The following is a 23,952-nucleotide window of genomic DNA, read 5'->3' on the forward strand; positions in this document are numbered from 1 at the left end:
CTATCCAAAACACGCAAAGCCAGGCCGAAGCCGCACAAGCACATGGCCCAAAAACCATGTTAAAAGGTTGGAAAATCCTTAACTTGGGTGGATTGGCGGTTGGGCGGACACGGATGCGCTCCCTAAAATGAGGCTGGCGCCAAGTAACAAAACGGGAATGGCTGAACGGCGGCCGCGGCGTGATATTAAAACGGAATGCATTGTTGATTTCTCCTCGATACGGTTGAAATTCAAATACATCGCACATGCCCGGCCGGCCAAAATGGTCAATTAGCCGCCGAGCGCGATTGAATTGTACATAACTTTTACTCAACCATAACAAGTATAACCATGAATATTATTCTTTCAATTACTCCTCGCCAATTAAAATTGGCATTACCCTCATTGCCGGCGTTTACGTATAATTATTTTCGGGAAACAAGGCGTAACTGACAGAATGGAATCCCATCAAATTGAAAAACAGCCGGCGAAATATTCACGCGTCGATTATAAAAAAAACAGCGATAATATTTTTCATGCCGCGTCCGGCAAATTTTATGCGTGGACGCGGAAATCGACTTGCTGGTGCCGCGCGCTTTACGCCTGGGCCAGTTCGATAATGCTGCCGGTGTTCAGCACCGCGCCGAAGGTGTCGGCGACGCTCACCAGCGCGGCGCGGTGCAACATGTCGTGCGGCACAAGTTTGCCGTCGGTGCCATCGATGTCGCGGCTCGCGCAGGCGTCGGCGGCGACGATCACCGCGTAACCGAGCGGCACCGCGTCGCGCGCGGCGCCGGCCACGCAGGCGTGCGTCATCAAGCCGCTGACGATCAGGGTAGTCACCTTGGCCGCCTTCAAACGCGCGTCGAGGTCGGTGGTCGGAAACGAGCTAACCGAACTCTTGCACAACACCGTGTGGTGCGGCGCCGGTTGCAGTTCGGCGTGGAAATGGACCGTGTCGCTGTCTTCGGCGAACACCGGCGCGCCGGCCGGCGACACGTGCTGGATGTGGAACACCGGCATTTTGTGCTCGTCGGCGAACGCGACCAGGCGGCGGGCGTTGGCCATGGCCGCCGCGCCATCGGGAATCGGCAACTTGCCGCTGAAGTATTCGTTCTGGAAGTCAATCACCAACAAGGCCGTGTGCGCGGCGTCGATGCTGCTTGGGGCGGTGGCGCCGGCGATGCTGCGGATGGTGGGATGCGACATGGTGATTCTCCTGCTGGCCTGGGCGGCATGGTGGGCGGGTTCGCCCATCGAATGCGTTTGGCATGGCAACCATTGTGGCCCTTCGTCGCGGCTGGCAACAGCGGCCCAATAGACAAATTGTGATAGGATCGGGCCATGTTGCCGATCTCCACAGCCAAAGAACACACCATCGCCCTGATCGCCTTCGCCGGCATCAGCCCCTTCCATTTGTCGGTGCCGTGCATGGTGTTCGGCGACGATTTGGCGCGCCTTGGCGTGCCGCGCTACCAGCTGCTGATCTGCGGGACGGCGGCCGGCGCCGTGCGCACCATGTCCGGCTTCAGCATCGAGATCGAGCACGACCTGTCGGCGCTGGCGCTGGCCGACACCGTGATCGTGCCGGCCTGGAACGACCCGGACGAGCGCCCGCCGCAAGCCTTGCTGGACGCGCTGGCGGCGGCGCACGCGCGCGGCGCGCGCATCGTCGGCCTGTGCCTGGGCGCGTTCGTGCTGGCCGAGGCCGGCCTGCTGGACGGCCGCGTGGCGTCGACGCACTGGGTCTGGAGCGACGACTTCGCCCGCAAGTACCCGCGCGTCAAGCTGGACCGCAAGGTGCTATACGTCGACGACGGCGATATTATTACCTCGGCCGGCACGGCGGCGGCGATCGACTGCTGCCTGCACCTGCTGCGGCGCGACCATGGCGCCGAGGTGGCGAACCGGATCGCCCGGCGCATGGTGGTGGCGCCGCACCGCAGCGGCGGCCAGGCGCAATACATCGAGCAGCCGCTGCCGGAGCCGGCGCGCGGCGACCAGTTGACCGCGACCCTGGAATGGGCCGTCGCCCACCTCGACCAGCCGCTGGGGCTGGACGTGCTGGCGGCGAAGGCGGCGATGAGCCGGCGCAACTTCACCCGGCGCTTCAAGCTCAGCACCGGCACCACGGTCACGCAGTGGCTGCTCAACCACCGGCGGGCGTCGGCCCAGCGCTTGCTGGAAACGAGCGACAAGGCGATCGACCGGATCGCCGAAATGATCGGCTTCGGCTCGACCGTGTCGCTGCGGCAGCACTTCGCGGCGGCGTTTTCGGTCTCGCCGGCGGCCTACCGCAAGCAGTTCCGGCGCGACGGCGCCGCGGTGGGGACGTAAAAAAACCAGCGCGAACGCTGGTTTTTTTCGTCTATGACAGGCCGCTAATGACGGTTGCGTCGGTCGGATGCGCAGGGCCGCCGGGGCGAACGCGACATCCAACGCCGAGCCGCCGCCGACGCCAGCCGGGTTACGCCGTTCCGGCTAACCCGACCTACGACATTCCTTAACTAAGCGGCACGGGGGTTGGACCCCGAGGGTTTGCTTACACGCCGTCGGGCGTGGCGTCGGCTTTGCGCGAGCGACGCGCGCGCGCCGCCGGCTTGTCGGCAGACTTGGCCGGCGTTTCGTCCGCGGCCGCCTGCGATACCGGCACTTCCGGCACCACGTCCGACTTGGGCTTGCGGGTCGCCGTCTTGCGCGGCGCGCGCGCCTTGGCGGCCGGCTTTTCTTCCGCGACGGCGGGCTCGGCAACTGGCTCCGGCGCGGCCACTTCCAGCACCTCCGGCGCGGCCATCGGCGCTTCCGGCGCAGCCTCCACTAGCGGCGCTTCGGCGCGGTTGCGATTGCCGTTGGCGCCCGATTTCTGCTTGCGCCCGCCACGCTCGTTGCGCCGCGGTTCGCGCTGCGCAGCGGCCACCTCGACGGCCGCCTCGACGGCGACGTCGACTTCGTCTTCGATCGCGTCAACCGCCTCGACGACGTGCTCGATATCGAACACCGGCTCGAAGGTCGGCGCGGACTTGCCGCGGCCGCCGTTCGACGACTTTTCGTTGCGTCCGCCGCGACCGTTGCGGCGCGGCTCGCGCTGGGCCGCTGCCGGCTGCGCATCGCCCGCGTGCAGTTCGCGTTCCGGCTCCTGCTCAAGCTGTTCCTGCTCGCGGTCGAAGGCCAACATCGACTCGGCCGGCTGTTCCAGCCCGCCGGCCGGCACCGGTGCGCCGCGCCCGCGCTGGCCGTTGCCGGCGCCACGTTCGTTGCGCCCGCCGTCGGCCGACTTGCGCCCGCCGCGGCCGTTGCGGCGCGATTCGCGCTTGCCCTGCCCGCCGGCGTTGCCCTGCCCGCCGGCGTTGCCCTGCGCGCCGGCGTTGCCCTGAGCGACACTATTGCCCGGCTCGTGCGCTTCGGCCACGTCCGCGCTCTCCAGCGCCAGCGGCGCCTCGGCCGACTGCTCGGCCATCGCGTCGATCACCCCCGGGGCGTTGCTGCTGCGGTAGACATACGCGCCGGACTTCTCGTCGCGGCCGAATTCGAGCAAACCGCGCGCCTGCGCCTCCTCCAGCAGATTGCCGAAGGTGCGGAAGCCGTAGTAGGACTCGCTGAAATCCGGTTTGCGGCGCTTGATCGCCTCCTTCAGCATCGAGGCCCAGATCTTGCCGCTGTCGCCGCGTTCGGACACCAGCGCGTCGAAGGTTTCGACCGCCATCTCGATGGCCTGGGTCTTGCGCGACTCGTATTTTTCCTTGCGGTGTTTTTCCTCGTCCGGCGTGCGTTTGACGGCGGCGGCCGGCGCTTCGCGCTTGGCGGCGGTGCGGCGGCTTTCGCGCACCAAATCGTCGTAGAAGATGAATTCATCGCAATTGGCCACCAGCAGGTCGGACGTCGACTGCTTAACGCCGACGCCGATGACCTGCTTGGCGTTCTCGCGCAGCTTCGACACCAGTGGCGAGAAGTCGGAGTCGCCGCTGATGATGACGAAGGTGTTGACGTGGGATTTGGTGTAGCACAGGTCGAGGGCGTCGACGACCAGACGGATGTCGGCCGAGTTCTTGCCGGACTGGCGCACATGCGGGATTTCGATCAGCTCGAAATTAGCCTCGTGCATGGTGGCCTTGAAACTCTTGTAGCGATCCCAATCGCAGTAGGCCTTCTTGACGACGATGCTGCCCTTGAGCAGGAGTCGTTCCAGGATAGGCTTGATGTCGAACTTCTCGTAGTTCGCGTCGCGCACGCCGAGCGCGACGTTTTCGAAGTCGCAGAACACTGCCATGCTGAGGTTTTCAGGGGATGAAGCCATATGATTTGTTATTCTCTAAAGATGGGTTGGCCAGCAACGATGATTATACCCAACAACATCGCGCCTTAGCGCTTGCGATGATACCGCGATTCCGCCGCCGCTCCTATTCCGTCGAACCGGCGGCGGCGGTGGTGGTGGTGCCGGCGGCGGCGGTGGCGGCGGTGGCGGCGGTGGCCGGCCACACCACGTAGTCGTCGACGGTATACAGCCGGCACGGCTTGCTGCTCTTGATCTGGCAGGCGGCGACGGCGCGCTCGTCGGGCGACTCGCCCTCCTCGGCCCAGCCCCAGGCGCCGCTGGCCGACAGCGCGAACGCGCGCGGCGTCAACCGGCCGAGGAATTCACGGTAGGCCTCGCGCCCGCTGTCGGGCAGGTAGGGCACGGCCTCGACGTCATCGAGCGACGCAAAGTCGGTGCGCGCCGGCGTCGGCGGCTCGGCCACCGCGTACACTTCGGCGGTCGGCATGTCGATCTGGCGCAGGAAGCGCTCGACGTCGGGCAACCAGACTTTTTCGCCGTCGCGGCTGGCCAGCATCACGTGGGCGTCGCGCTTGAAGGCCGGGAAGACGCGCAGCGTCGCCGTGCCGCCCGAGTGGACGAAGGAGCGGTACATGCGTCCGACCAGGTGCGGCCCGAAGTAGGAGTCGTTGGCGCCGTACATCCACAGCGAGGCGATCTGGTTGCGCGCGCCGAAGTTGGCGAAGGCCTTCACCAGCGCCGACTGCCAGTCGCACTGGCCGCCGTCGACGCGCAGGCCGCCGGCGATATTGATCACGCCGCGCACCCCCGGCACCTGCTGCGCCGCCAGCGCCATGCTGGCCAGGCCGCCGTAGGACTGGCCGGCAACGACGATACGGTCGGCGTCAACCCAGCTTTGGCCGCGGGCGTAGCGGATCGCGTCGAGCACGTCCTCGGCCTGGGCGTAGCCGTTGGCGGTCATGTTGCAGCCGTAGTCGGCGTAACTGCCGCTGGAACGGGCGAACCCGGTGCGCATCGGCACCATCACCGCGTAGCCGCGCCGCACGAACGCGGTGGCCATGTAGAGGAAGCGGTCGCGCTTTTGCATCTGCGGGTTGCCGGGCTGCTTGCCGTGGTTGATGACCAGCAGCGGGAACGGTCCGGTGCCGCTGGGCCGGAACACCGTCGTTTCGAGCCGCTGCTCGCCGTCGGGGCCGGCCGGCACCATGATGATGGTTTCGTTGAGGCGGCCGTCGAGGATGACCACCGGGTCGATGGCGGACGACGGCGTCAGCAGGCTGCACAGCACCACTGCCAGGGCCAGATGACGGCGTTTTGGTCGACGACTAAAGATGATGCGCTCCGGTCAGGGCTGCTGAGACAATCACTTGATTTTATGCAGGTGCGTTCCCAAAGGCAATATCAAAATAATAGCTAAGAGCATTCTTTTGCACATGGGGCCGTTTCCGCCACAGGCCGGCTTGTCGGGTAGTCAACGGCGGGCCGCCAGGGTAAGTTTCCGTAGGTCGGATGAGAGGCACGCGTAATCCGACGCCGCGCCGCCGCCGACGCCAGTCGGCTTACGCCCTTGCGGGCTAACCGGACCGACGAAAATGCGTCACTTAGCGGTATTCAAGGATGGGGCCGGAATGCTTGCCAAACTAATCACAAGGCGGTAATATATTACATATTAGCCAACCGAGCCGCCCATGCCGATCCCCGCCACCGCAGCCGCCGTCCACCGCACCCTGGCGCGCGAGGACGTCTACCGCACCATCAAGCAATGGATCGTCGCGCTGCAACTGGCGCCCGACGAATTGATTCGCGACCAGGACATCGCCGAGCGCCTCGGCGTGTCGCGCACGCCGGTGCGGGAAGCCCTGCGCCGCCTTGAAGACGAGGGCCTGGTCGTCACCCGCTTCCACAAGTGGACCAAGGTGGCGCCGGCCGCGATGGCCGAAGCGGCCCAACTCTACCCGGTGGTGGCGGCGTTGGAGGCGAGCGCGGTCGAGTTGGCCCTGCCCCACCTGACGGCCGCCGACCTGGCCCGGCTGGCCGCGCTCAACGCCGCGCTGGCGCTGGCCATCGACGGCGCCGACGTGGCGCCGTCGGCGCTGCTGGACCGCGCCTTCCACGCGTTGCTGGTGCGGCGCAGCGGCAACCAGGAATTGGCGCGGCTGCTGGCGACGCTGTTGCCGCGCATCGAACGCATCGAGCTGGCCCACTTCGGCAACCAGCCGGTGGCGCGCCAGTCGGTGCGCGAGCACGCCGCCATCATCGATGCTTTGCAACTAGGCGACGGCGCCAGCGCCGCCGCCATCATGAAGAAAAACTGGCTGTGGTAGCCAGCCCCCACCCCACCCTCGCGCCAGGAGCACCCGCCATGCAATCCGCCCTCGTTGTCATCGACTACCAGAACGCCGTCTTCGCGGCGCCGCCGGCCTACCAATGCGAGCTTGTGCTCGGACGCATCGCCGGCTTGATCGAACGGGCCCGCGCCAACGCCGTGCCGGTCATCTACGTCCAGCACCAGCTCGACGGCTGCGAGTGGCAAGTCGGCAGCCCGGGCTGGGAATTCCCGGCCGCGATCGCGCCGCTGCCGGGCGAACACGTCAGCCCCAAGAACGCCTGCGACGCCTTCATCAACGGCGCGCTGGAGCGCCACCTGCGCCAACAGGGCATCGAGCAGGTCTACGTGTGCGGCTTCGCCACCGAGTTCTGCATCGACACCAACGTGCGCCGCCTCGCCAGCCTGGGCCTGGCGACGGTGGTGGTGGCCGACGCCCACACCACGCGCAACCGCCCGCACATGAAGGCGGCGCAAATCATCGAGCACCACAACTGGGTCTGGAGCGACTTTTCCAGCCCGGGCGTGTCGCTGGCGCTGCGCGACAGCGCGGCCGTCGATTTCCGCGGGGACGCGCCGTGCTGAAGCCGGCCACCCAACTGGCGCAACCGGCGCCGGCCGCGCCCGCCGGCTACGCGGCCCTGTCGCAAGGCGTGTTCCACGCCTCGACCATCCTCTACCCGAGCGTGGCGGCGTTCCTGAACCGCGACGCGCGCCAGCACTACGCCTACGGCCAGGACGGCACGCCGACGCAGCACGCGCTGGCCGCCAAGCTGGCCGAGCTGGAGGGCGGCGGCGAGACGGTGCTGGTGCCGACCGGCCTGGCCGCCATCGTGCTGGTCAACAGCAGCGTGCTGAAGACGGGCGACCAGGTGCTGCTGCCCGAGGCCGTCTACGGCGGCAACCTGGAGGCGACCCGCACGCTGTTCGGCAAATGGGGCGTCGAGTACGCGCTATATGGAAACGACTTCGAAGCGCAGTTGCGCCCGAACACGCGCCTGGTGTGGATCGAAAGCCCCGGCTCGAATTCCATGCTGATGCAGGACGTGCCGGCGCTGGCCCGCGCGGCCAGGGCGCGCGGCGTGCTGGTGGCGATGGACAACACCTGGGCCACGCCGCTGGGGCTGCGCCCGCTCGACGTCGGCGTCGACTTCTCGGTGCAGGCGCTGACCAAATATGTCGGCGGCCACTCGGACCTGCTGATGGGCGCCGTCACCACCCGCGACCCCGCCCAAGCCGCGCTGCTGCGCGACACGTGCGAGCTGCTCGGCTATTACGTAGCGCCCGACGAATGCTTCCTGGCGCTGCGCGGCCTGCCGACGCTGGCGCTAAGGCTGGAGCGCCATTTCGCCTCGGCGCTGCGGATCGCCCGCTGGCTGGATGGCCACGACGCGGTGGCGCGGGTCAACTATCCGCCGCTCGACAGCAACCCCGGCCACGCGCTGTGGCGGCGCGACTACAAGCTGGGCAACGGCTTGCTGTCGTTCACGCTGAAGGACGGCGACATGGCGGCGCTCGAGCGCTTCGTCGGGCGGCTCGCGCTATTCCGCCTCGGTAACAGCTGGGGTGGCGTGCACAGCCTGGTCGCCGTCGCGCCGGCGGGCGCGGGCACGGATGGCGGCTGGCTGCTGCGGCTGCACGTCGGCGTCGAGGACGCCGACGACCTGCTGGCCGACCTGGAGCGCGCGCTGCAACCGTGACATATATATACGGGGATATACGGGGTCGCGCGGGATGAAGGCGCCGCGAACCGGCCGCACCCGCGCAGAATGAGTGAAAACCTGTGTGCGTACTTGAACGATGTGCTTCGTGGCATATGGCCCGCTGTAGCCTTTGCTTTCAAACAAGCGAGCGCGCGCGTGTCGGCACGCCCTCAAACAAAGGAGTACACTTCAGATATTACAGAAGGGAAACTATATGTCTATTTCCGCTCTCAGCGCCGGCTTGTCCGGCATCGTCGCCAACCAGCGCGCGCTGGATGTGTCGGCGAACAACGTCGCCAACGTCAGCACGCCGGGTTTCCAGCCGCAAGGCGCGGCGTTCCAGGAAAACAGCCCGGCCGCCAGCGGCGTCACCCTGTCGGTCGAGGGCCGCAATTTGTCGACGGCCGGCGCCGGCGCGGCCAACGGCGTCGACCTGGCCAAGGAAATCACCAGCTCGCTGGTGTACAAGGCCGGGTTCAACTTGTCGGCCAACGTGGTCAAGGCGGCCGACGAGGCCCTCGGCAGCTTGATCGATATTCGCGCGTAAGGCGCGCGCCGCGGCGCTTGTTCGGGCGCCGCGAATCCAAACCAGCGGCGTCGCCCCGGGGCAGACCTTCGGGCCCGAGCCCGGCTCTTTGCCGTGGCTTGATTTTTCAGCGTTGCCGGCCCGCTCATTTCCGGCGTTTTCACGCCCACCACTCCCCCTACCCATGATCAGAGACCAGCAAACCCTCACCTTTCTGCTCGACAGCATCGCCCGCTTTGTGCGCGAGGTGCTGGTGCCGAGCGAGCATACGGTCGCCGAGACCGACGCGATTCCGCCGGCGATCGCCGCGCAGATGCGCGAACTCGGCCTGTTCGGCCTGACCATCCCCGAGCAGTACGGCGGCCTGGAGCTGACGATGGAGGAGGAGGTGCTGGCGGCCTTCGAGATCGCCCGCGCGGCGCCGGCGTTCCGCTCGCTGATCGGCACCAACAACGGCATCGGCTCGCAAGGCATCCTGATCGACGGCACCGAGGCGCAGAAGCAGTACTACCTGCCCAGGCTGGCCGCCGGCGAGATCATCAGCTCGTTCGCGCTGACCGAGCCCGGCTCCGGCTCGGACGCGGCCTCGCTGCGCACCAGCGCCGTGCGCGACGGCGAGTTCTACGTCATCAACGGCAGCAAGCGCTTCATCACCAACGCGCCCGAGGCCGGCATTTTCACCGTGATGGCGCGCACCGACCCGGACAAGCGCGGCGCCGGCGCCATTTCCGCCTTCATCGTCGAGCGCGACACGCCCGGCCTAAGCCTGGGCAAGCCGGACAAGAAGATGGGCCAGCAAGGCGCCCACACCTGCGACGTGATCTTCGAAAACTGCCGCGTGCCGGCCGCCAATCTGATCGGCGGCAAGGAAGGCGTCGGCTTCAAGACGGCGATGAAGGTGCTCGACAAGGGCCGCCTGCACATCGCCGCGGTGTGCGTCGGCGCCGCCGAGCGCATGCTGGCCGACGCGCTGCGCTACGCCATGGAGCGCCAGCAGTTCGGCCAGCCGATCGCCGCGTTCCAGCTGGTCCAGGCGATGCTGGCCGACAGTAAGACCGAGATCTACGCGGCCCGCTGCATGGTGCTCGACGCCGCGCGCCGGCGCGACAACCAGGAGGACGTCTCGACCGAGGCCTCGTGCTGCAAGCTGTTCGCCTCGGAGATGTGCGGCCGCGTGGCCGACCGCTCGGTGCAGATCCACGGCGGCGCCGGCTACGTGTCGGACTACGCGGCCGAGCGCTTCTACCGCGACGTGCGCCTGTTCCGCATTTACGAGGGCACCTCGCAAATCCAGCAGATCGTCATCGCCCGCAATATGATCAAGGCGGCGCAGGGGTTGAAATAGTTAACACCAGCGGCGTAGAGCGTAGGTCGGATTGGCGCGGCGTAATCCGACACGGTCCGCGGCGGCGCTACGAAACCACGATAACAGTTCACGGGCGCCAGCGTTCCAGCAGGTCGGGCGCCGCCACCGGGCGGCTGTACAGGTAGCCTTGCGCCTGCTTGCAGCCGTGCCGCAGCAGGAAGGCGGCCTGCTCTTCGGTCTCGACGCCCTCGGCGATGACGGACAGGTTCAGGCTCTTGCCGAGCTGGATGATGGCGATGGCGATGGCCTCGTCGTTGGCGTCGGTCGAGATGTCGGTGATGAAGGAGCGGTCGATCTTCAGCGTCTGCACCGGCAGCTTCTTCAGGTAGGCCAGCGACGAGTAGCCGGTGCCGAAGTCGTCGATCGCCAGCCCGACGCCGATCGAGTGCAGGTCGTTGATGAACACCAGCGCGTCGCCGGTGTTCATGATGACCGACTCGGTCACTTCCAGTTGCAAGCGCTCCGGCCCCAGCCCGGTCTCCTTGAGGATCTCGGCGACCATGTTGACGATGCTGCCGCGCTCGAATTGCTTGACCGACAGGTTGACGGCGATCTTCGGCACGCATAGGCCGGCGTCCTGCCAGCGCACCATCTGCCGGCAAGCCTCGAACAGCACCCACTTGCCGAGTTGGTTGATGAAGCCGCTGTCCTCGGCCAGCGGGATGAAGCGCACCGGCGGCACCAGCCCCAGTTCCGGGTGGTTCCAGCGCACCAGCGCCTCGACCCCGATCAGGCGGCCGGTGTCGATTTCGACCTGCGGCTGGTAGTTCAGGAAGATCTCGTTTTTCTCGATCGAGCGGCGCAGGAAGGTCTCCAGGCGCAGCCGTTCGACGCCCTCGCCCGTCATCGACGGCGCGTAGAAGCGGTAGCCGTTGCGCCCGCGCGCCTTGGCCTGGTACATCGCCACGTCGGCGTTGCGGATGAGCATGTTCAAGTCGACCGCGTCGTCCGGGTACACGCTGATGCCGACGCTACAGGTGACGAACAGCTCGTGGTCGGCCACCGTGAACGGCTGCTCGAACATCGCCACCAGCTTGTCGGCCACCAGGCTGGCGCCGTACTGGCCGTCGACGTTTTCAAGTAGCACGATGAACTCGTCGCCGCCCAGGCGCGCCAGCGTGTCGCCCTCGCGCAGCTTGGCCGACAGCTGGCTGGCGACCTGTTTCAGCAGCTCGTCGCCGATGTGGTGGCCGAGCGTGTCGTTGACGTTCTTGAAGCGGTCCAGGTCGATGAACAGGATCGCCAGCTGCTCGTGCTCGCGCCCGGCGCGCTGCAGCGCGTGGTGCAGGCGGTCGTGGAACAGCAGCCGGTTCGGCAGCGCCGTCAGCGGGTCGTGGTGGGCCATGTGGTCGAGCTTTTCCTGCGACTCCTTGACCAGCGTGATGTCGCTGAACACGCCGACGTAGTGGGTGGTGACGCCGGCCGTGTCGCGCACCGCGCTGAACGTCAGCCACTCCAGGTACAGTTCGCCGTTCTTGCGCCGGTTCCAGATCTCGCCGCGCCAGAAGCCGCTCGCCACCAGCTCGATCCACAGGTTCTTGAAGAAGTCGGCGTCGTGCCGGCCCGAGCGCGCCAGCGTGGCGTCGCGGCCGAGCGCCTCGTCCTCGCCGTAGCCGGTGATCTGCGTGAAGGCCGGGTTGACGGCGACGATGGTGCCCTTGGCGTCGATCACCATGACGCCGTCGGCGATGTGCTCGAGCACCGTCGCCGACAGGCGCAGCTTCTCCTCGGCCTCCTTGCGCGCGGTGATGTCGGCGTAGACCCAGATGCTGCCGTCGTAGGCGCGGCCCGGGTCGAGCGCGCAGCCGCTGACCAGGGCCCAGAACAGGCTGCCGTCCTGGCGCACGTACTGGCGCTCCTCGTTGAAGTAGTCGCCCGCGCTCAGGCTCGGGTACTGGCGCTCGCCGCTGCTGTCGAATTCGAACGCGGTCGGGAAGACGATCGAGGTCGAGTTGCCGGTCATGGCGCCGGGCTGGTAGCCGAACAGTTCCTCGCAGCGGCGGTTGACCGAGACGATGTTGCGCCGGCGCACGAACATGACGCCGAACATGACGTTGTCGAGGATCGCGCTCTGCTCGGCCAGCAAGCCCTCGATGCGCATCTCGTTGTGCTTGCGCTGGCTGATGTCGGAGATGATGCCGTCGACCCAGGAAGGCGCGCCGGCCTCGTCGCGCTGCGGCTGGCCGTTCTCGGCGACCCAGCGCTCGGTGCCGGTGGCGTCGATGATGCGGTATTCCAGTTCGTACGGGGTGTTCTCGACGACCGCCTGGGATACCGCGCGGCGGTGCGCCTTGCGCTCCTCCGGGCAGATCAGGTCGGCCCAGGCGTGCGTGGTGCTGCGCATGAACAGCCGCGCCGAGTAGCCGGAGATGTCCTCGATGGCGTCGCTGACGAAGTCGATCGGACCGTCCGGGCGGTAGCGGAACACCGCGCCGGGCACCTGCGTGACGATGGTGCGAAAGCGCTCCTCGCGCTGGCCGACGTCCTCGAACAGCTGGCGGATCGCCACGCGCATCTGCTCGAGCTGGCCGGCCAGGCGGCCCAGCTCGTCGTTGCTGCCCAGGTCGAGGCGGGTCTCGAAGTCGCCGTGCGAGAGGCGGTCGGAAAAGCGCATCAGCTTGCGCAGCGGCGTCAGCAGGCGGCGGTTCAAGAACAGCGCGATCAGCGCCATCGACACGCCCAACTGGGCGGCCAGCACGAAGACGTAGGAAATCTGCTTTTCGCGCAGCTCCTGCTGGCTGCGGGCGTCGTCCATCTCGACGACGATGCGGCCGATGCGCTCGCCGCGCACCAGGATTTCGCGCTCGGCGCGGTAGACGGTGCCGATGGTGCGCGGCGGCGCCTGCACCGTCATGAACTGGGTGTCGGACTGGCCCACCACCTGCACCTGTAGCACGGAACGGTCGCGCATGAGCGACTCGACCAGCGAGCGGGCCGACTCGGCGTTCAAGTTCCACAAGGATTCCTGCATGCCCAACGCGAGGATGTCGGCGTTGCGCTGCAAGGCCTCGTTCAGGCTGGTCTTGGCGGACTGGCGCTCGTGCACGCCGACCAGCAGGTAGCTGCCGACCATTGCCGGCACGACCAGGCCGCCGAACACGACGAGCAACAGCGCGCCATAGATCGACAGGCCGTACAGGGCGCTGAGCCGGGAACGGAGGCGGTGATACAGTGTTCTAGCCATGCAAGTGCAGCGCACTGGCGGCCGGGTCGGTGGTAGGTGTCATCAAACTTATCAATAAGAATTCGGAACGGCGGGCGGGCGACGCGGCCAATGCGCGGCTAATATTTCCCAAGGAGAATTATGCACGCAATAAGCACCAAAAGTCACCAACAAGCGCACGCGCGCGGCCGCGGCGTGGCGCCGCGAGCAGAAAACCGCCAGCCTTGCTATCATCGCGGCACTTAATCAAAGGAAGCGCCATGACCCTCTCCATTTACTCCGCATCGATTCCCGTCTTCAAACAGATCCTCGCCAGCCTGTCGGCCATCCTCGACAAGGCCGACAGCCACGCCGCCGAGAAAAAAATCGACCCGAGCGCGCTGCTGAGCTTCCGCCTGTACCCGGACATGCTGCCGTTCGTGCGCCAGGTCCAGATCGCCACCGACTTCGCCAAGGGCTGCGGCGCGCGCCTGGCCGGCGCCGCCGTGCCGGCCTACGAGGACAGCGAACAAAGCTTCGCCGAACTGAAGGCGCGCATCGCCAAGACCATCGCCTTCCTCGACGCGCTGGCGCAGGCGGACATCGACGGCAGCGAAGAGCGCTCGATCACCACCGGCAGCGGCGAAAAAACCAAGCACTTCACCGGCCAGAGCTACCTGTTCCACTATGCGCTGCCGCACTTCTTCTTCCACGCCACCACCGCCTACGACATCCTGCGCCACAACGGCATCGAAGTCGGCAAGAAGGACTTCATCGGCAGCTATTAATATGTAGTCGCCGGCGGCGCCGTTCAAGCCAACGGCAAGGGCCCCTCGCGGGCCATTTTTTACGTGTTGCGGCGCGGGTAGCCCTGCGCCAGGATGCGCACCCAGACGACTTCCTTTTGCTCCGGCGTCATCGACACCCAGTGCGCGACCTCGACCACGCTGCGGCCGCAACCGCGGCAAATCTCGTCGAACGTGGTCGAGCAGACGGCGACGCAGGGCGTGTCCGCCCGCGCCGGCAACGCGGGGCCGCTGATCTCGCACACGCCGCTGTCGCGCCGGCTGATCTCGCCGACCCCGGTTTGGCTCTTGTCCATCGCGCCCATGCCTAGGTCGACGCCAGCAAATCAAGCTTGTCCCAACCCGCGTGGCCGAGTTGCTCCAGCGTCTCGATATTCTTCTCGAAAATATCGGACGCCTCCGGGAAGGCGTCGACCGCGCGTTCGATGCTGTCTTCGCGCAGCAGGTGCAGCGTCGGGTACGGCGAGCGGTTGGTGAAGTTGCCGATGTCGTTGGCGTCGGTCTCGGCAAACTGGTATTGCGGATGGAAGCTGGCGACCTGCAACTCGCCGCCCAGGTCCAGGTCCTCCACCGCCGCGTCGGCGACGTCGAGGAATTCGTTGTAGTCGAGGAAGTCGGTCAGCACGTAGGGATGGATCAACAAGGTCGTGTCGATGCTGTCGGCGTCGCTATCGGAGAGCAATTGTAATTCGTCCATCAGTTCCTGCAGCAATTGCTCGGGCGTGTCGGCGCCGCTGACGACGTAGCGGATTTGCTTTTTGACGTGCACGGCCTTGGCGAACGGGCACAGGTTCAGGCCGATGACGGCCTTTTCCAGCCAGTTCACGGTGTCGGCGATAATGGTGTCGTGCTCGGCGTCGCGCTGGGCGGAGGTGGTCATGTTCATTGTTTCCTGTGAATGGGGGGGGGGACGGCGCGGCGGCCGGAAGCAGCGACACGGCGGCGCGCAAAAGCCAAATTGTACGCACTCTTTGCGCAGTCTCATACTTAATGGGCGCCGGGCTTGCCGTTTAGCCGGGCCCGGCTATGCTACAGAACACAGCAAACGGCCGCTCCGCAAACCCGAGAGACCGCAAACATGGCGCCATTGTCACACTAGACATAGCCACAAAATTGACACATCTTCTGCTTACGTCAGGCAACTTTTCCTAACTAAGCGGCAATTGTTAATCAAAAGAAATATCGTTAATTCCTGTCATCAAGCCGACATATTCCTTGACTCAGGCGTTCGGTCCTACGTACACTCCAAACTCACTCATGGTCAAGTCCGATGTTTCCTAGACCGCAACAATGGAACGCTATGCACGAAAACACGATTAAACCATCGACCCTGGCGGCGCTTGTCCTAGCCCTTGCTCCTGCGCTCAGCCACGCGTTCGAATCGACGGCCCCCGAGCCGACCATGGCGGCGCCCTTCGACAGCGCCGCCCCAGCCCTGATCCCCATGGCCGCCGTGGTCACGGCAAAACTGCCGACGCTGAACAACAATTCCCAATTCAAAACCGACAAACTACTCAAAGTCAACGCCGACGCCGGCGACGGCTACCGCGACGCCGACGTCTGGGGCCGCATCCGCTCCGGCTACGCGATTCCCGACCTGTCCAACCCGCTGGTAGCGAAACACGTCAGCTGGTACACCACCCGCCCCGACGACATCGCCCGCACCACGGCGCGCGCCTCGCGCTACATCTTCCACGTCGTGCAGGAACTGGAAAAGCGCGGCATGCCGACCGAACTGGCGCTGCTGCCGATCATCGAATCGGGCTTCAACCCGCAGGCGTTTTCCAGCGCCAGCGCGGCCGGCATGTGGCAGTTCGTGCCGGCCACCGGGCGCGACTTCAACTTGAAGCAAAACATGTTCAAGGACGACCGCCGCGGCGTGCTGGCCTCGACCGACGCCGCGCTGACCTATCTGCAGCGCCTGTACGACATGTTTGGCGACTGGCAACTGGCGCTGGCCGCCTACAATTGGGGCGAAGGCTCGGTGCAGCGCGCCATCAAGAAAAACCAGGCGATGGGCAAGCCGACCGACTTCGAGAGCCTGGCCGAGCTGATGCCGGCCGAAACGCGCAACTACGTGCCGAAGCTGCAGGCGGTCAAGAACATCATCGCCAATCCCGGCCACTACGGCGTGTCGCTGGCCCTGGTCGACAACCAGCCCTACTTCACCGCGATCGACAAGACCAGCGACATCGACATGACCATCGCGGCCCAACTGGCCGAGTTGTCGATGGACGAGTTCAAGGCGCTCAACCCGCAATTCAACCGCCCGGTCATCACCGGCGGCGAAAAAACCAAGATCTTGCTGCCGCAGGAAAACGCCGCCAAATTCACCTCGAACCTGGCGCAATGGGGCCGCGCGCTGTCGACCTGGACCACGCACAAGATCACCTCCGCGCGCGAACGCATCGACACGCTCGCCTCACGCTTCGGCACCACGCCCGACGTGCTGCGCCAAGCCAACAACATCCCGCAGAAAACCAGCCTCGTGGCCGGCTCGACCATTCTGGTGCCGAAGACCTCGGCCTCGCTGGATATCGACATCACGTCCGACATCGCCGACAACGCGACCATGGGCTTCGTTGCCGACCGCCCGGAGCGCGCGCAACGCTCGAGCAACCGCAAAGCGTCGAAGAACGGCCGGAACGCGGCCGACGCGCCGATTTCGCTGGTCAAGCCGCGCGTGGCGCGGGGCGGCGCGAGCCGCAACCCGGTGAAGGCCAAGCGCTAAGACCGCCGGGGTGCCGCGAGCGCCAAGCGTTGGCGCTCGCCCTCCCCCCCCCCCCGCGACGACGAACAGTTGCAGTCGGGCCGCACACGCCCTACAATCTCGGTCTTGCGTCAGCTGCCCGCACCGGGCGTCGAAACATCAAACAACAACCCCCACTGCCGTCAACGCCACCCAGGGGTGAGCGTGCCAGCGCGGCAGTAGCAATCGGAGTCACTATGGCGTTCTTGCAAGGCAAAAAAATCCTCATCACCGGCTTGCTGTCGAACCGGTCCATCGCCTACGGCATCGCGAAGGCCTGCCACCGCGAAGGCGCCGAACTGGCCTTCACCTACGTCGGCGAGCGCTTCAAAGACCGCATCACCGATTTCGCCAAGGAATTCAACAGCGAACTGATCTTCGATTGCGACGTCAGCAGCGACGAACAGATTACCGCCGTCTTCACCGACCTGGCGACCCACTGGGACCAGCTCGACGGCCTGGTGCACGCGATCGGCTTCGCGCCGCGCGAAGCCATCGCCGGCGACTTCCTCGACGGCTTATCGCGCGAAGGCTTCAAGATCGCCCACGACATCTCGGCCTACAGCTTCCCGGCGATGGCCAAGGCGGCGCTGCCGATGCTGCGCTCGGGCTCGTCGGTACTGACGCTGACCTACCTCGGCGCCGTGCGCGCGATTCCTTACTACAACACGATGGGCCTGGCCAAGGCGTCGCTGGAAGCGTCGGTGCGCTACCTGGCCGAATCGCTGGGCCAGAAGGGCATCCGCGCCAACGGCATCTCGGCCGGCCCGATCAAGACCCTGGCCGCGTCCGGCATCAAGGACTTCGGCAAGCTGCTGGGCTTTGCCGCCTCGCACGCGCCGCTGCGCCGCAACGTCACCATCGACGAAGTGGGCAACACCGCCGCCTTCATGCTGTCCGACCTGGCGTCCGGCATTACCGGCGAGATCACCTACGTCGACGGCGGCTTCTCGCACGTCATGGGCTTGAACGCGGAAGACTACTAAGCGGCGCCGTGCGGGTAGGCCGTCCTGCCCGCACCGAACCGCCATGTGTGGCGCTTTTGTCGACGTACGCGGCAAAACAGCGCCGTTCATATCGGAAACTGCAATTAGACGGTGCAAAGCTATCTGAAATCCTGTATAGTCCTGTTTGTGCGCTGCAATATGTTTCCGCAAGAGACAAAGCGATCGCGACACCGCAGTATCCCGAAATAAAACCTTAGCAGCTTCGCAAGCCTTAGCGCATCCAACGGATGCCGCTGAATAAAGCCCTCCCGCCTTGTGTGTCGCACCTGACACCGTCCCGGCGCAAAGCTTTTGTGCCGAAATTTCTTTCTATTTGAGTCATTTCGTTTTGGTTGGCGTTGCTATTTTGCGTTCTGCTTTTTGCAAGAACGCTGATTTTTACGAAAGAAAAGAATGACTTTTGAATCCCTTGGCCTCCATCCGTCCATCATCGCAGCGCTGACCGAGTCCGGCTACACCGCCCCGACCGCAGTGCAAATGCAGGCAATTCCTGCCGCGATCGAAGGCCGCGATCTGTTGGTCTCGTCGCAAACCGGTTCGGGCAAGACCGCAGCATTCATGCTGCCGTCGCTGCACAAACTGGCCAGCGCCGAACAAACCAACGCCGGCAAGACCCCGAACCAGGAAATGCAGGCTGCCCGCGCTCGCGGCGACCGTCCACGTTTCAAGGCAGCCCAGCCGAAAATGCTGGTGTTGACCCCGACCCGCGAACTGGCCCTGCAAGTGACCACCAATACCGACAAGTACAGCACCGGCATCCGCCGCATCAAGGCTGTGTCGATCCTGGGCGGCATGCCTTACCCGAAACAGATGCAATTGCTGGCCAAGAACCCTGAGATTCTGGTTGCCACCCCGGGCCGTTTGATCGACCACATGGATTCGGGCAAGATCGACTTCTCGCAACTGGAAATCCTGGTGCTCGACGAAGCCGACCGCATGCTGGACATGGGCTTCATCGACGACATCGAAAAGATCGTCGAAGCGACGCCTGAAGGCCGCCAGACCATGCTGTTCTCGGCAACGCTGGATGGCGTGGTCGGCAACATGGCCCGCCGCATCACCAAGAACCCGATGATCATCCAGATCGCCGGTTCGTCGAGCAAGCACGAAAACATCGTTCAGCGCGTCCACTTCGTCGACGACCTGTCGCACAAGAATCGCCTGCTGGACCACCTGCTGCGCGACGAAACGCTGGACCAGGCCGTGGTCTTCACCGCCACCAAGCGTGACGCCGACACCATCGCCGACCGTCTGAACATCGCCGGCTTCTCGGCCGCCGCCTTGCACGGCGACATGCACCAGGGCGCGCGTAACCGCACCCTGGACGGCATGCGCCGCGGCCAGGTCAAGGTCCTGGTTGCCACCGACGTTGCCGCCCGCGGTATCGACGTTCCAACCATCACCCACGTGTTCAACTACGATCTGCCGAAGTTCCCGGAAGACTACGTCCACCGCATCGGCCGTACCGGCCGCGCCGGTCGCAACGGTCTGGCCATTTCCCTGGTCAACCACGCTGAAGGCATGAACGTCAAGCGTATCGAGCGCTTCACCAAGCAACTGATTCCGGTCAACGTCATCGAAGGCTTCGAGCCTAAGAAGACCGCCTCGGCACCACGTTCGACCGCGCGTCCAGGCAGCTGGAAGCCGGGCGACAACCGCGGCGGCGCCAAGCCAACCGGCCAGCGCACGTTCAGCAAGCCAGGCGCGCCTAGCGGCGGCGGCTACAAGGGTTCCAACCCGCGCAGCGCTACCGACGGCGCCCGCACCGACGGCGCCCGCCGCAGCTACGGCGACCGTTAATCGGTTCGCTTCAAGCATGAGCTGATGAGAAACGGCCACCAGAGCGATCTGGAGGCCGTTTTTTTATGCCTGCCGCAATACTGAAAGATTGATAAACACCGGCGTAACGCCGGGGTCCGACCCGTGGCGCCCGCCGGTGGCGGCATTCCGCGCCACGCTGCTGGACGGCGTTGCCCTTGCCGCCTCGCCGGCGGAGTAAAATAACGATTATGAGTAAACGTACAACCCGCACCCCCATTGCCATCAACGCTGAACCCGCGCCGGTGGCGGCCGGCGAATTCGCCTCTTGGCTGGGCCTGACCCGCCACGCGCAGCGCCAGAAAACCGCCGGCTCCGACGTGCCTTGCGGCGAATGCAACGCCTGCTGCCGTTCCTCGTATTTCATCCACCTCACGCCGGCCGACACCCAGGCCGTCAAACGCATCCCCAAGGCGCTGTTGTTCCCGGCGCCCGGCCTGCCCAAGGGCAACGTGCTGATGGGTTACAACGACAAGGGTCAATGTCCGATGCTGGTCGAGAATACGTGCTCGATCTACGCGCACCGGCCGCAAACCTGCCGCGATTACGACTGCCGGATTTACGCCGCGACGGGGATCGAGTTGAGCGACGCCGCGCAGGCGTCGATCGCCGAGCGGGTGGCCAACTGGCGCTTCGCCTACCCCGGCGAGGTGGACCGCAAGGAGCACGCGGCGGTGCTGTCCACGGCCGCCTTCCTGCGCGAGCGCAAGGCCGCCTTCCCGCCGCGCTCGCTGCCCGGCAACCCGGCGCAACTGGCCATATTGGCGATCAAGGTGCATCGGGTGTTTTTCGACTTGGGCGAGCAGGCCGGCGCCAAGCCGGCCGACGCCGACATCGCCAAGGCGGTGATGGCGGCGCTGGAGCAATTCGACGTTGGCGCGTCGTAGCTCGGCCAAGTTGACCGAAGCGGGGCGCGCCGCTCCGGGCCAACGTTGTCGGGTTACGCCGTTCCGGCTAACCCGACCGACGAAGCTCGCGCCAACCTAGACTTGTGGTTTTTGCCCGGCGATGGCGGCGCGCACCTGGCTTTTGCGCAGCAGGCGCCCGCCGCTGGCCATCGCCTGGTCGATCCGCATCGCCTCGACGTAGCGGCTGCGGTAGGACGGGTCCTCCGGCGTCAGCAGCGTCAGCCGCTCCTTTGCCCGCGTCACCGCCACGTAGAAACGGTTCTCCTCCTCCCGCGGTTCGGCTTTGCTGCGCGGGAACTCGTCGATCGCCAGGTAGGGCACGATGACGTGCGCGTATTCCAGCCCCTTGATGCGGTCGATGCAGGCGATGGCGACCTGGTCCTGGCTTTTGGCGTCGGCTTGGCCGTCCTCCATTGCGCCCAGCCACTGCGAGAACGAGGCCAGGTCGGTGCCGGCCTCGGTGCAGACGGCGATGAAACCGCTGATCGATTTCGCCACCACCCGCGCCCCGTCCGGGTCGACGTAGATGCGGCGCGCGGTCTGGTCCAGTTTCATGACGTCGAACACGTGTTGCAGCGCGCCGCCGGCCGGCGTGGCCGGGTCCAACTCGCGCAGGTAGTCGACCGCCGCCAGCGTCAGCGCCGCCTTGTCCTTGTTGGCGGACTTGCCCAGCTGGTTGGTCAGGAAGCCTTCCAGCAACTCCGGGTAGGTTGACACGTCGTCCTTGGCCTGCTGCAGCTCGGCGCGGGTAAACGGGATCTCGGCGAAGACGATCAGCGCTTCGAGGATCTCGGCGCGGCGTTGCGCGCTTTTAACGCCGTGCAAATCCTTGCGGGCGATTGCCACCATGCCGCGCATCATCAGCACTTCCTGGCTGCACAGGTAGCTTTGCATCTCGACGAAGCTGTACGGGATATGCTGCTGGAACAGCGCCGTCTCGACGCGGATCGACTGGTCGCGGTCGCGCAGCAGGACCGCCACCGTGCCGTAGCCGTGGCCGGCGGCGTGCCACTGCTTCAGCGCCGCCACCAGTTGCGCCGCGCAGGCGGCGGGGTCGGCGGCGTCGTAGGTCAGCAGGTCGATCCGGGTGCCGCGCGCCAGCGCCGACTCGCTCGGCTTGTTCTTGAAGGCGCCGACGGCTTGCGCCAGCTCGGGGCCGTAGCGGTAGGTGCGCGTCAGCGGGTAGCGCCGCAGCGCCGGGAATGCTTCGCCGAAGCGCTCGCGCAGGAAGCGCTGGTCGGCGCCCGACCAGGTGTAGATGACCTGGTCCTTGTCGCCGGCGCCGCAGAAATAGGCGTTGCCGCGGCGGATCAGCATGGCCAGCAGGCGGAACGAGGCTTCGTTCAAGTCGTGCAATTCGTCGGCGACGATGACCTGGAACTGCGGCAGTTGCTCGCGCAGCGGCGCGTCCTCGGCCATCAGGCGCACCAGGTCGTAGGTGGCGTCGAACTGGGCGCGGAATTCGATCTCGCCGCTGTCGGCGCCGCGCATGCGCTCGTATTCGCGTATCCACAGGTAGTTGGTGCGCGACATGCCGAGCATCTCGATGTTGTCCTCGATCGAGTTGTACTCGAAGTCGGGACCGTGGAAGTCGAGCCTGGCCTTGGTGCGCAGTTGCAGCTTGAGGAACTGGGCGACGGCGGTGTTGGTCGTGCTGATTTCCAGCGGATAGCGGTGGGCGTAATTGTGCGACACGTTGTCCAGCGCCACCAGCGCGTACGGCCGCAGCTCCTCCCACGAGGCGACGCTTTTCGGCGCCCGCGGTTCCAGCTTGAGCAGGATGGCGCGCGCCAAGTCGTCGAAGGTTTCGACGGTCAGGCGCTTGACGATGGGCGCGGCGATGCCGATCTCGGCCAGGCGCTGCTTGAGCGCCAGCTTGGCCGCCTGGGTGAACACCAGCGCCAGCGTGCGCTCGGGCAGGCGGCCGCGGTACAGCGACTCGGCCAGGCGCAGCGCCAGCGTGGTGGTCTTGGCGGCGCCGGCGTTGGCGTCGATCAGCACCACGCGTTGTTGCGCGGTCTGGATGGCCAGCTGCTCGGCGGTCGGCTTGATCCGCTTGGGGATGAATTGCGCCGCGTTTTCTATACTCAAAATTTTCCTCGATATCGGGGGGTGGGGCTGGCCGCCGACGGTTTATTTACCAGGCGCAAGTGCGCAATCCGGCGAAGATGTCGTCGCGCTCGGGCAGGTAAAAGTTGCGGAACTTGGGCGAGCGCAGCCGCGGCGGCGTGGCGAACGAGGCCCCGCGCAGCACCTGGTGCGTCATAAACCACGGCTCCGAATATTCGCGGTAGGCGTCGGCGGAAAAGCCGGGGTAAGGCGCGAACGGCGTCGCGGTCCATTCCCACAAATGGCCCCAGCGGAAGCCGGCGTGGCCGGACAGCGCCGCGTATTCCCATTCGGCCTCGGTCGGCAGGCGCCGCTCGGCCCAGGCGCAGTAGGCCTGCGCCTCGTACAGGTTGACGTGGCGCACCGGTTCGGCCGCCGCCAGCGTGCTCAGGCGGCCGTGGTTGACGGTGCGCCACTGCAAATCCTCGCGCTGCCAGTAGCGCGGCGCCGAACGCTCCTGCCGCATCAGCCAGGCGCTGCCGGCCGCGCTCCAGTATTGCCGCTTCTGGTAGCCGCCGTCGGCGACGAAATCGGCGTACTGGGCGTTCGACACCAGCGACGCCGCCACCTTGAACGCCGGCACGTAGCACGGGTGGCTGAATTTTTCGTTGTCGAACATGAAGCCGGTGGCGCCCGCGCTGCCCAGCTCCAACGTGGCGCCCGGGAAGGCGATGTCGCTCGGCGCCGCCAGCACGGGCTGCGCCGGCGCCAGCGGCGGCGGCGCCTGCAATCCCAGTGTCTGCAAGGTGTACAGCAGGGCTTCGCCGTGCATGTCCTCGTGCGCCAGGGCCAGGCGGTAAGGGTACAGCGCGGCGTCGTCCTCGGCCTCGCGCGAGAGCTTGTCGAGGACCCGGTCGAGCACCTCGCGGCAGTAGGTTTTCAGCGCGCCGGCGGCGGGCATGTCGAGCGACCAGCGGCTGCGGTGCGGCACCGTGTTCGAATCGAACAGGTCGTCGCCGCGCGTTAGCAGCGAGTTGTAGACGGCGTCGGCCGGATGGCTCGATTCGGCCTCGCGCAGGATGAACCACTCGGCGAACCAGGCGATGTGGCCCAGCTCCCACAGCGGCGGATTGATGGTGCGCAGCGGCGGCACGCGCGCCGCCACGTCCAGCCCGGCGGCGGCGAAACAGTCGAAAAGGCTCAGCGTATAATGGCGCGCCTGGGCCAGGGCGGCCGCCAATTGTAGTGGTGATGCGTTGGTAAACGGTGCAATATGTGAAGTCATAGGACGATTGTAACG

At 65.8% G+C, this 23,952-nt stretch carries 19 protein-coding genes; 11 read left to right on the forward strand and 8 right to left on the reverse strand.

Going from position 1 to position 23,952, the window contains the following annotated elements:
* Positions 1-576: 576 nt before the first annotated feature.
* Positions 577-1,188 carry a cysteine hydrolase family protein gene (locus tag ACFDR9_RS16300; protein WP_409031676.1) on the reverse strand — a complete coding sequence of 204 codons (612 nt, stop codon included), beginning with the start codon at positions 1,186-1,188 and terminating at the stop codon, positions 577-579.
* 135 nt (positions 1,189-1,323) lie between these two features.
* Between ACFDR9_RS16300 and ACFDR9_RS16305 the strand changes: the two genes are divergently transcribed.
* Positions 1,324-2,316, forward strand: a complete 993-nt coding sequence (locus tag ACFDR9_RS16305) for a GlxA family transcriptional regulator (RefSeq protein ID WP_409031677.1) — start codon at positions 1,324-1,326, stop codon at positions 2,314-2,316.
* A gap of 205 nt (positions 2,317-2,521) precedes the next feature.
* On the opposite strand, the gene ACFDR9_RS16310 is transcribed toward ACFDR9_RS16305, so the two are convergent.
* Together ACFDR9_RS16310 and ACFDR9_RS16315 are read right to left on the reverse strand one after the other, a co-directional pair.
* Positions 2,522-4,246, reverse strand: a complete 1,725-nt coding sequence (locus ACFDR9_RS16310) for an NYN domain-containing protein (protein WP_409031678.1) — start codon at positions 4,244-4,246, stop codon at positions 2,522-2,524.
* A 130-nt stretch (positions 4,247-4,376) separates the two neighbouring features.
* Positions 4,377-5,543 (reverse strand): alpha/beta hydrolase family protein, encoded by a 1,167-nt coding sequence (locus tag ACFDR9_RS16315; RefSeq protein ID WP_409031679.1) that lies wholly within the window; start codon positions 5,541-5,543, stop codon positions 4,377-4,379.
* 397 nt (positions 5,544-5,940) lie between these two features.
* Here ACFDR9_RS16315 and ACFDR9_RS16320 point away from each other — a divergent pair, with 397 nt between their 5' ends.
* The 5 genes from ACFDR9_RS16320 to ACFDR9_RS16340 all read left to right on the forward strand — a co-directional run bounded on the left by ACFDR9_RS16320 (position 5,941) and on the right by ACFDR9_RS16340 (position 10,152).
* Positions 5,941-6,576 carry a GntR family transcriptional regulator gene (locus tag ACFDR9_RS16320; RefSeq protein ID WP_409031680.1) on the forward strand — a complete coding sequence of 212 codons (636 nt, stop codon included), beginning with the start codon at positions 5,941-5,943 and terminating at the stop codon, positions 6,574-6,576.
* Between the two features lie 38 nt (positions 6,577-6,614).
* Positions 6,615-7,163: an isochorismatase family protein gene (locus ACFDR9_RS16325; RefSeq protein ID WP_409031681.1), complete on the forward strand. Its 549-nt coding sequence runs from the start codon at positions 6,615-6,617 to the stop codon at positions 7,161-7,163.
* Positions 7,157-8,278 carry a trans-sulfuration enzyme family protein gene (locus ACFDR9_RS16330; RefSeq protein WP_409031682.1) on the forward strand — a complete coding sequence of 374 codons (1,122 nt, stop codon included), beginning with the start codon at positions 7,157-7,159 and terminating at the stop codon, positions 8,276-8,278. The genes ACFDR9_RS16325 and ACFDR9_RS16330 overlap by 7 nt, the downstream gene beginning before the upstream one ends.
* Positions 8,279-8,495: 217 nt before the next feature.
* Positions 8,496-8,828, forward strand: a complete 333-nt coding sequence (locus ACFDR9_RS16335) for a flagellar basal body protein (RefSeq protein ID WP_409031683.1) — start codon at positions 8,496-8,498, stop codon at positions 8,826-8,828.
* Positions 8,829-8,991: 163 nt separating this feature from the next.
* Positions 8,992-10,152 carry an acyl-CoA dehydrogenase family protein gene (locus tag ACFDR9_RS16340; RefSeq protein ID WP_409031684.1) on the forward strand — a complete coding sequence of 387 codons (1,161 nt, stop codon included), beginning with the start codon at positions 8,992-8,994 and terminating at the stop codon, positions 10,150-10,152.
* Between the two features lie 88 nt (positions 10,153-10,240).
* On the opposite strand, the gene ACFDR9_RS16345 is transcribed toward ACFDR9_RS16340, so the two are convergent.
* Positions 10,241-13,357, reverse strand: a complete 3,117-nt coding sequence (locus ACFDR9_RS16345; RefSeq protein ID WP_409031685.1) for an EAL domain-containing protein — start codon at positions 13,355-13,357, stop codon at positions 10,241-10,243.
* 239 nt (positions 13,358-13,596) lie between these two features.
* On the opposite strand from ACFDR9_RS16345, the gene ACFDR9_RS16350 reads away from it, so the two are divergent.
* Positions 13,597-14,103 (forward strand): DUF1993 family protein, encoded by a 507-nt coding sequence (locus tag ACFDR9_RS16350; RefSeq protein WP_409031686.1) that lies wholly within the window; start codon positions 13,597-13,599, stop codon positions 14,101-14,103.
* A gap of 59 nt (positions 14,104-14,162) precedes the next feature.
* Here the strand turns inward: ACFDR9_RS16350 and ACFDR9_RS16355 are convergent, their stop codons facing one another.
* Positions 14,163-14,357, reverse strand: a complete 195-nt coding sequence (locus ACFDR9_RS16355; protein WP_026132443.1) for a DUF1289 domain-containing protein — start codon at positions 14,355-14,357, stop codon at positions 14,163-14,165.
* A 71-nt stretch (positions 14,358-14,428) separates the two neighbouring features.
* Positions 14,429-15,007 carry a DUF1415 domain-containing protein gene (locus ACFDR9_RS16360; RefSeq protein WP_409031687.1) on the reverse strand — a complete coding sequence of 193 codons (579 nt, stop codon included), beginning with the start codon at positions 15,005-15,007 and terminating at the stop codon, positions 14,429-14,431.
* Positions 15,008-15,421: 414 nt separating this feature from the next.
* Between ACFDR9_RS16360 and ACFDR9_RS16365 the strand changes: the two genes are divergently transcribed.
* From ACFDR9_RS16365 to ACFDR9_RS16380, 4 genes are all read left to right on the forward strand, one after another.
* A complete protein-coding gene (locus ACFDR9_RS16365; protein WP_409031688.1) occupies positions 15,422-16,852 on the forward strand; it encodes a transglycosylase SLT domain-containing protein in 1,431 nt (476 codons plus the stop codon).
* Positions 16,853-17,067: 215 nt separating this feature from the next.
* Positions 17,068-17,856: an enoyl-ACP reductase FabI gene (gene fabI, locus ACFDR9_RS16370; RefSeq protein WP_017874897.1), complete on the forward strand. Its 789-nt coding sequence runs from the start codon at positions 17,068-17,070 to the stop codon at positions 17,854-17,856.
* Positions 17,857-18,270: 414 nt separating this feature from the next.
* Positions 18,271-19,677 carry a DEAD/DEAH box helicase gene (locus ACFDR9_RS16375; protein WP_017874896.1) on the forward strand — a complete coding sequence of 469 codons (1,407 nt, stop codon included), beginning with the start codon at positions 18,271-18,273 and terminating at the stop codon, positions 19,675-19,677.
* Positions 19,678-19,886: 209 nt separating this feature from the next.
* Positions 19,887-20,582 carry a YkgJ family cysteine cluster protein gene (locus tag ACFDR9_RS16380; RefSeq protein ID WP_409031689.1) on the forward strand — a complete coding sequence of 232 codons (696 nt, stop codon included), beginning with the start codon at positions 19,887-19,889 and terminating at the stop codon, positions 20,580-20,582.
* 96 nt (positions 20,583-20,678) lie between these two features.
* Here ACFDR9_RS16380 and ACFDR9_RS16385 read toward each other — a convergent pair whose 3' ends face one another.
* Together ACFDR9_RS16385 and senA are read right to left on the reverse strand one after the other, a co-directional pair.
* A complete protein-coding gene (locus tag ACFDR9_RS16385) occupies positions 20,679-22,694 on the reverse strand; it encodes a UvrD-helicase domain-containing protein (RefSeq protein ID WP_409031690.1) in 2,016 nt (671 codons plus the stop codon).
* 46 nt (positions 22,695-22,740) lie between these two features.
* Positions 22,741-23,937, reverse strand: coding sequence for a selenoneine synthase SenA (gene senA / locus ACFDR9_RS16390; protein ID WP_409031691.1), 1,197 nt, complete (start codon positions 23,935-23,937; stop codon positions 22,741-22,743).
* Positions 23,938-23,952 lie beyond the last annotated feature (15 nt).

The sequence above is a fragment of the Janthinobacterium sp. CG_23.3 genome (assembly GCF_046115965.1).
Classification (GTDB): Bacteria; Pseudomonadota; Gammaproteobacteria; order Burkholderiales; family Burkholderiaceae_D; genus Janthinobacterium.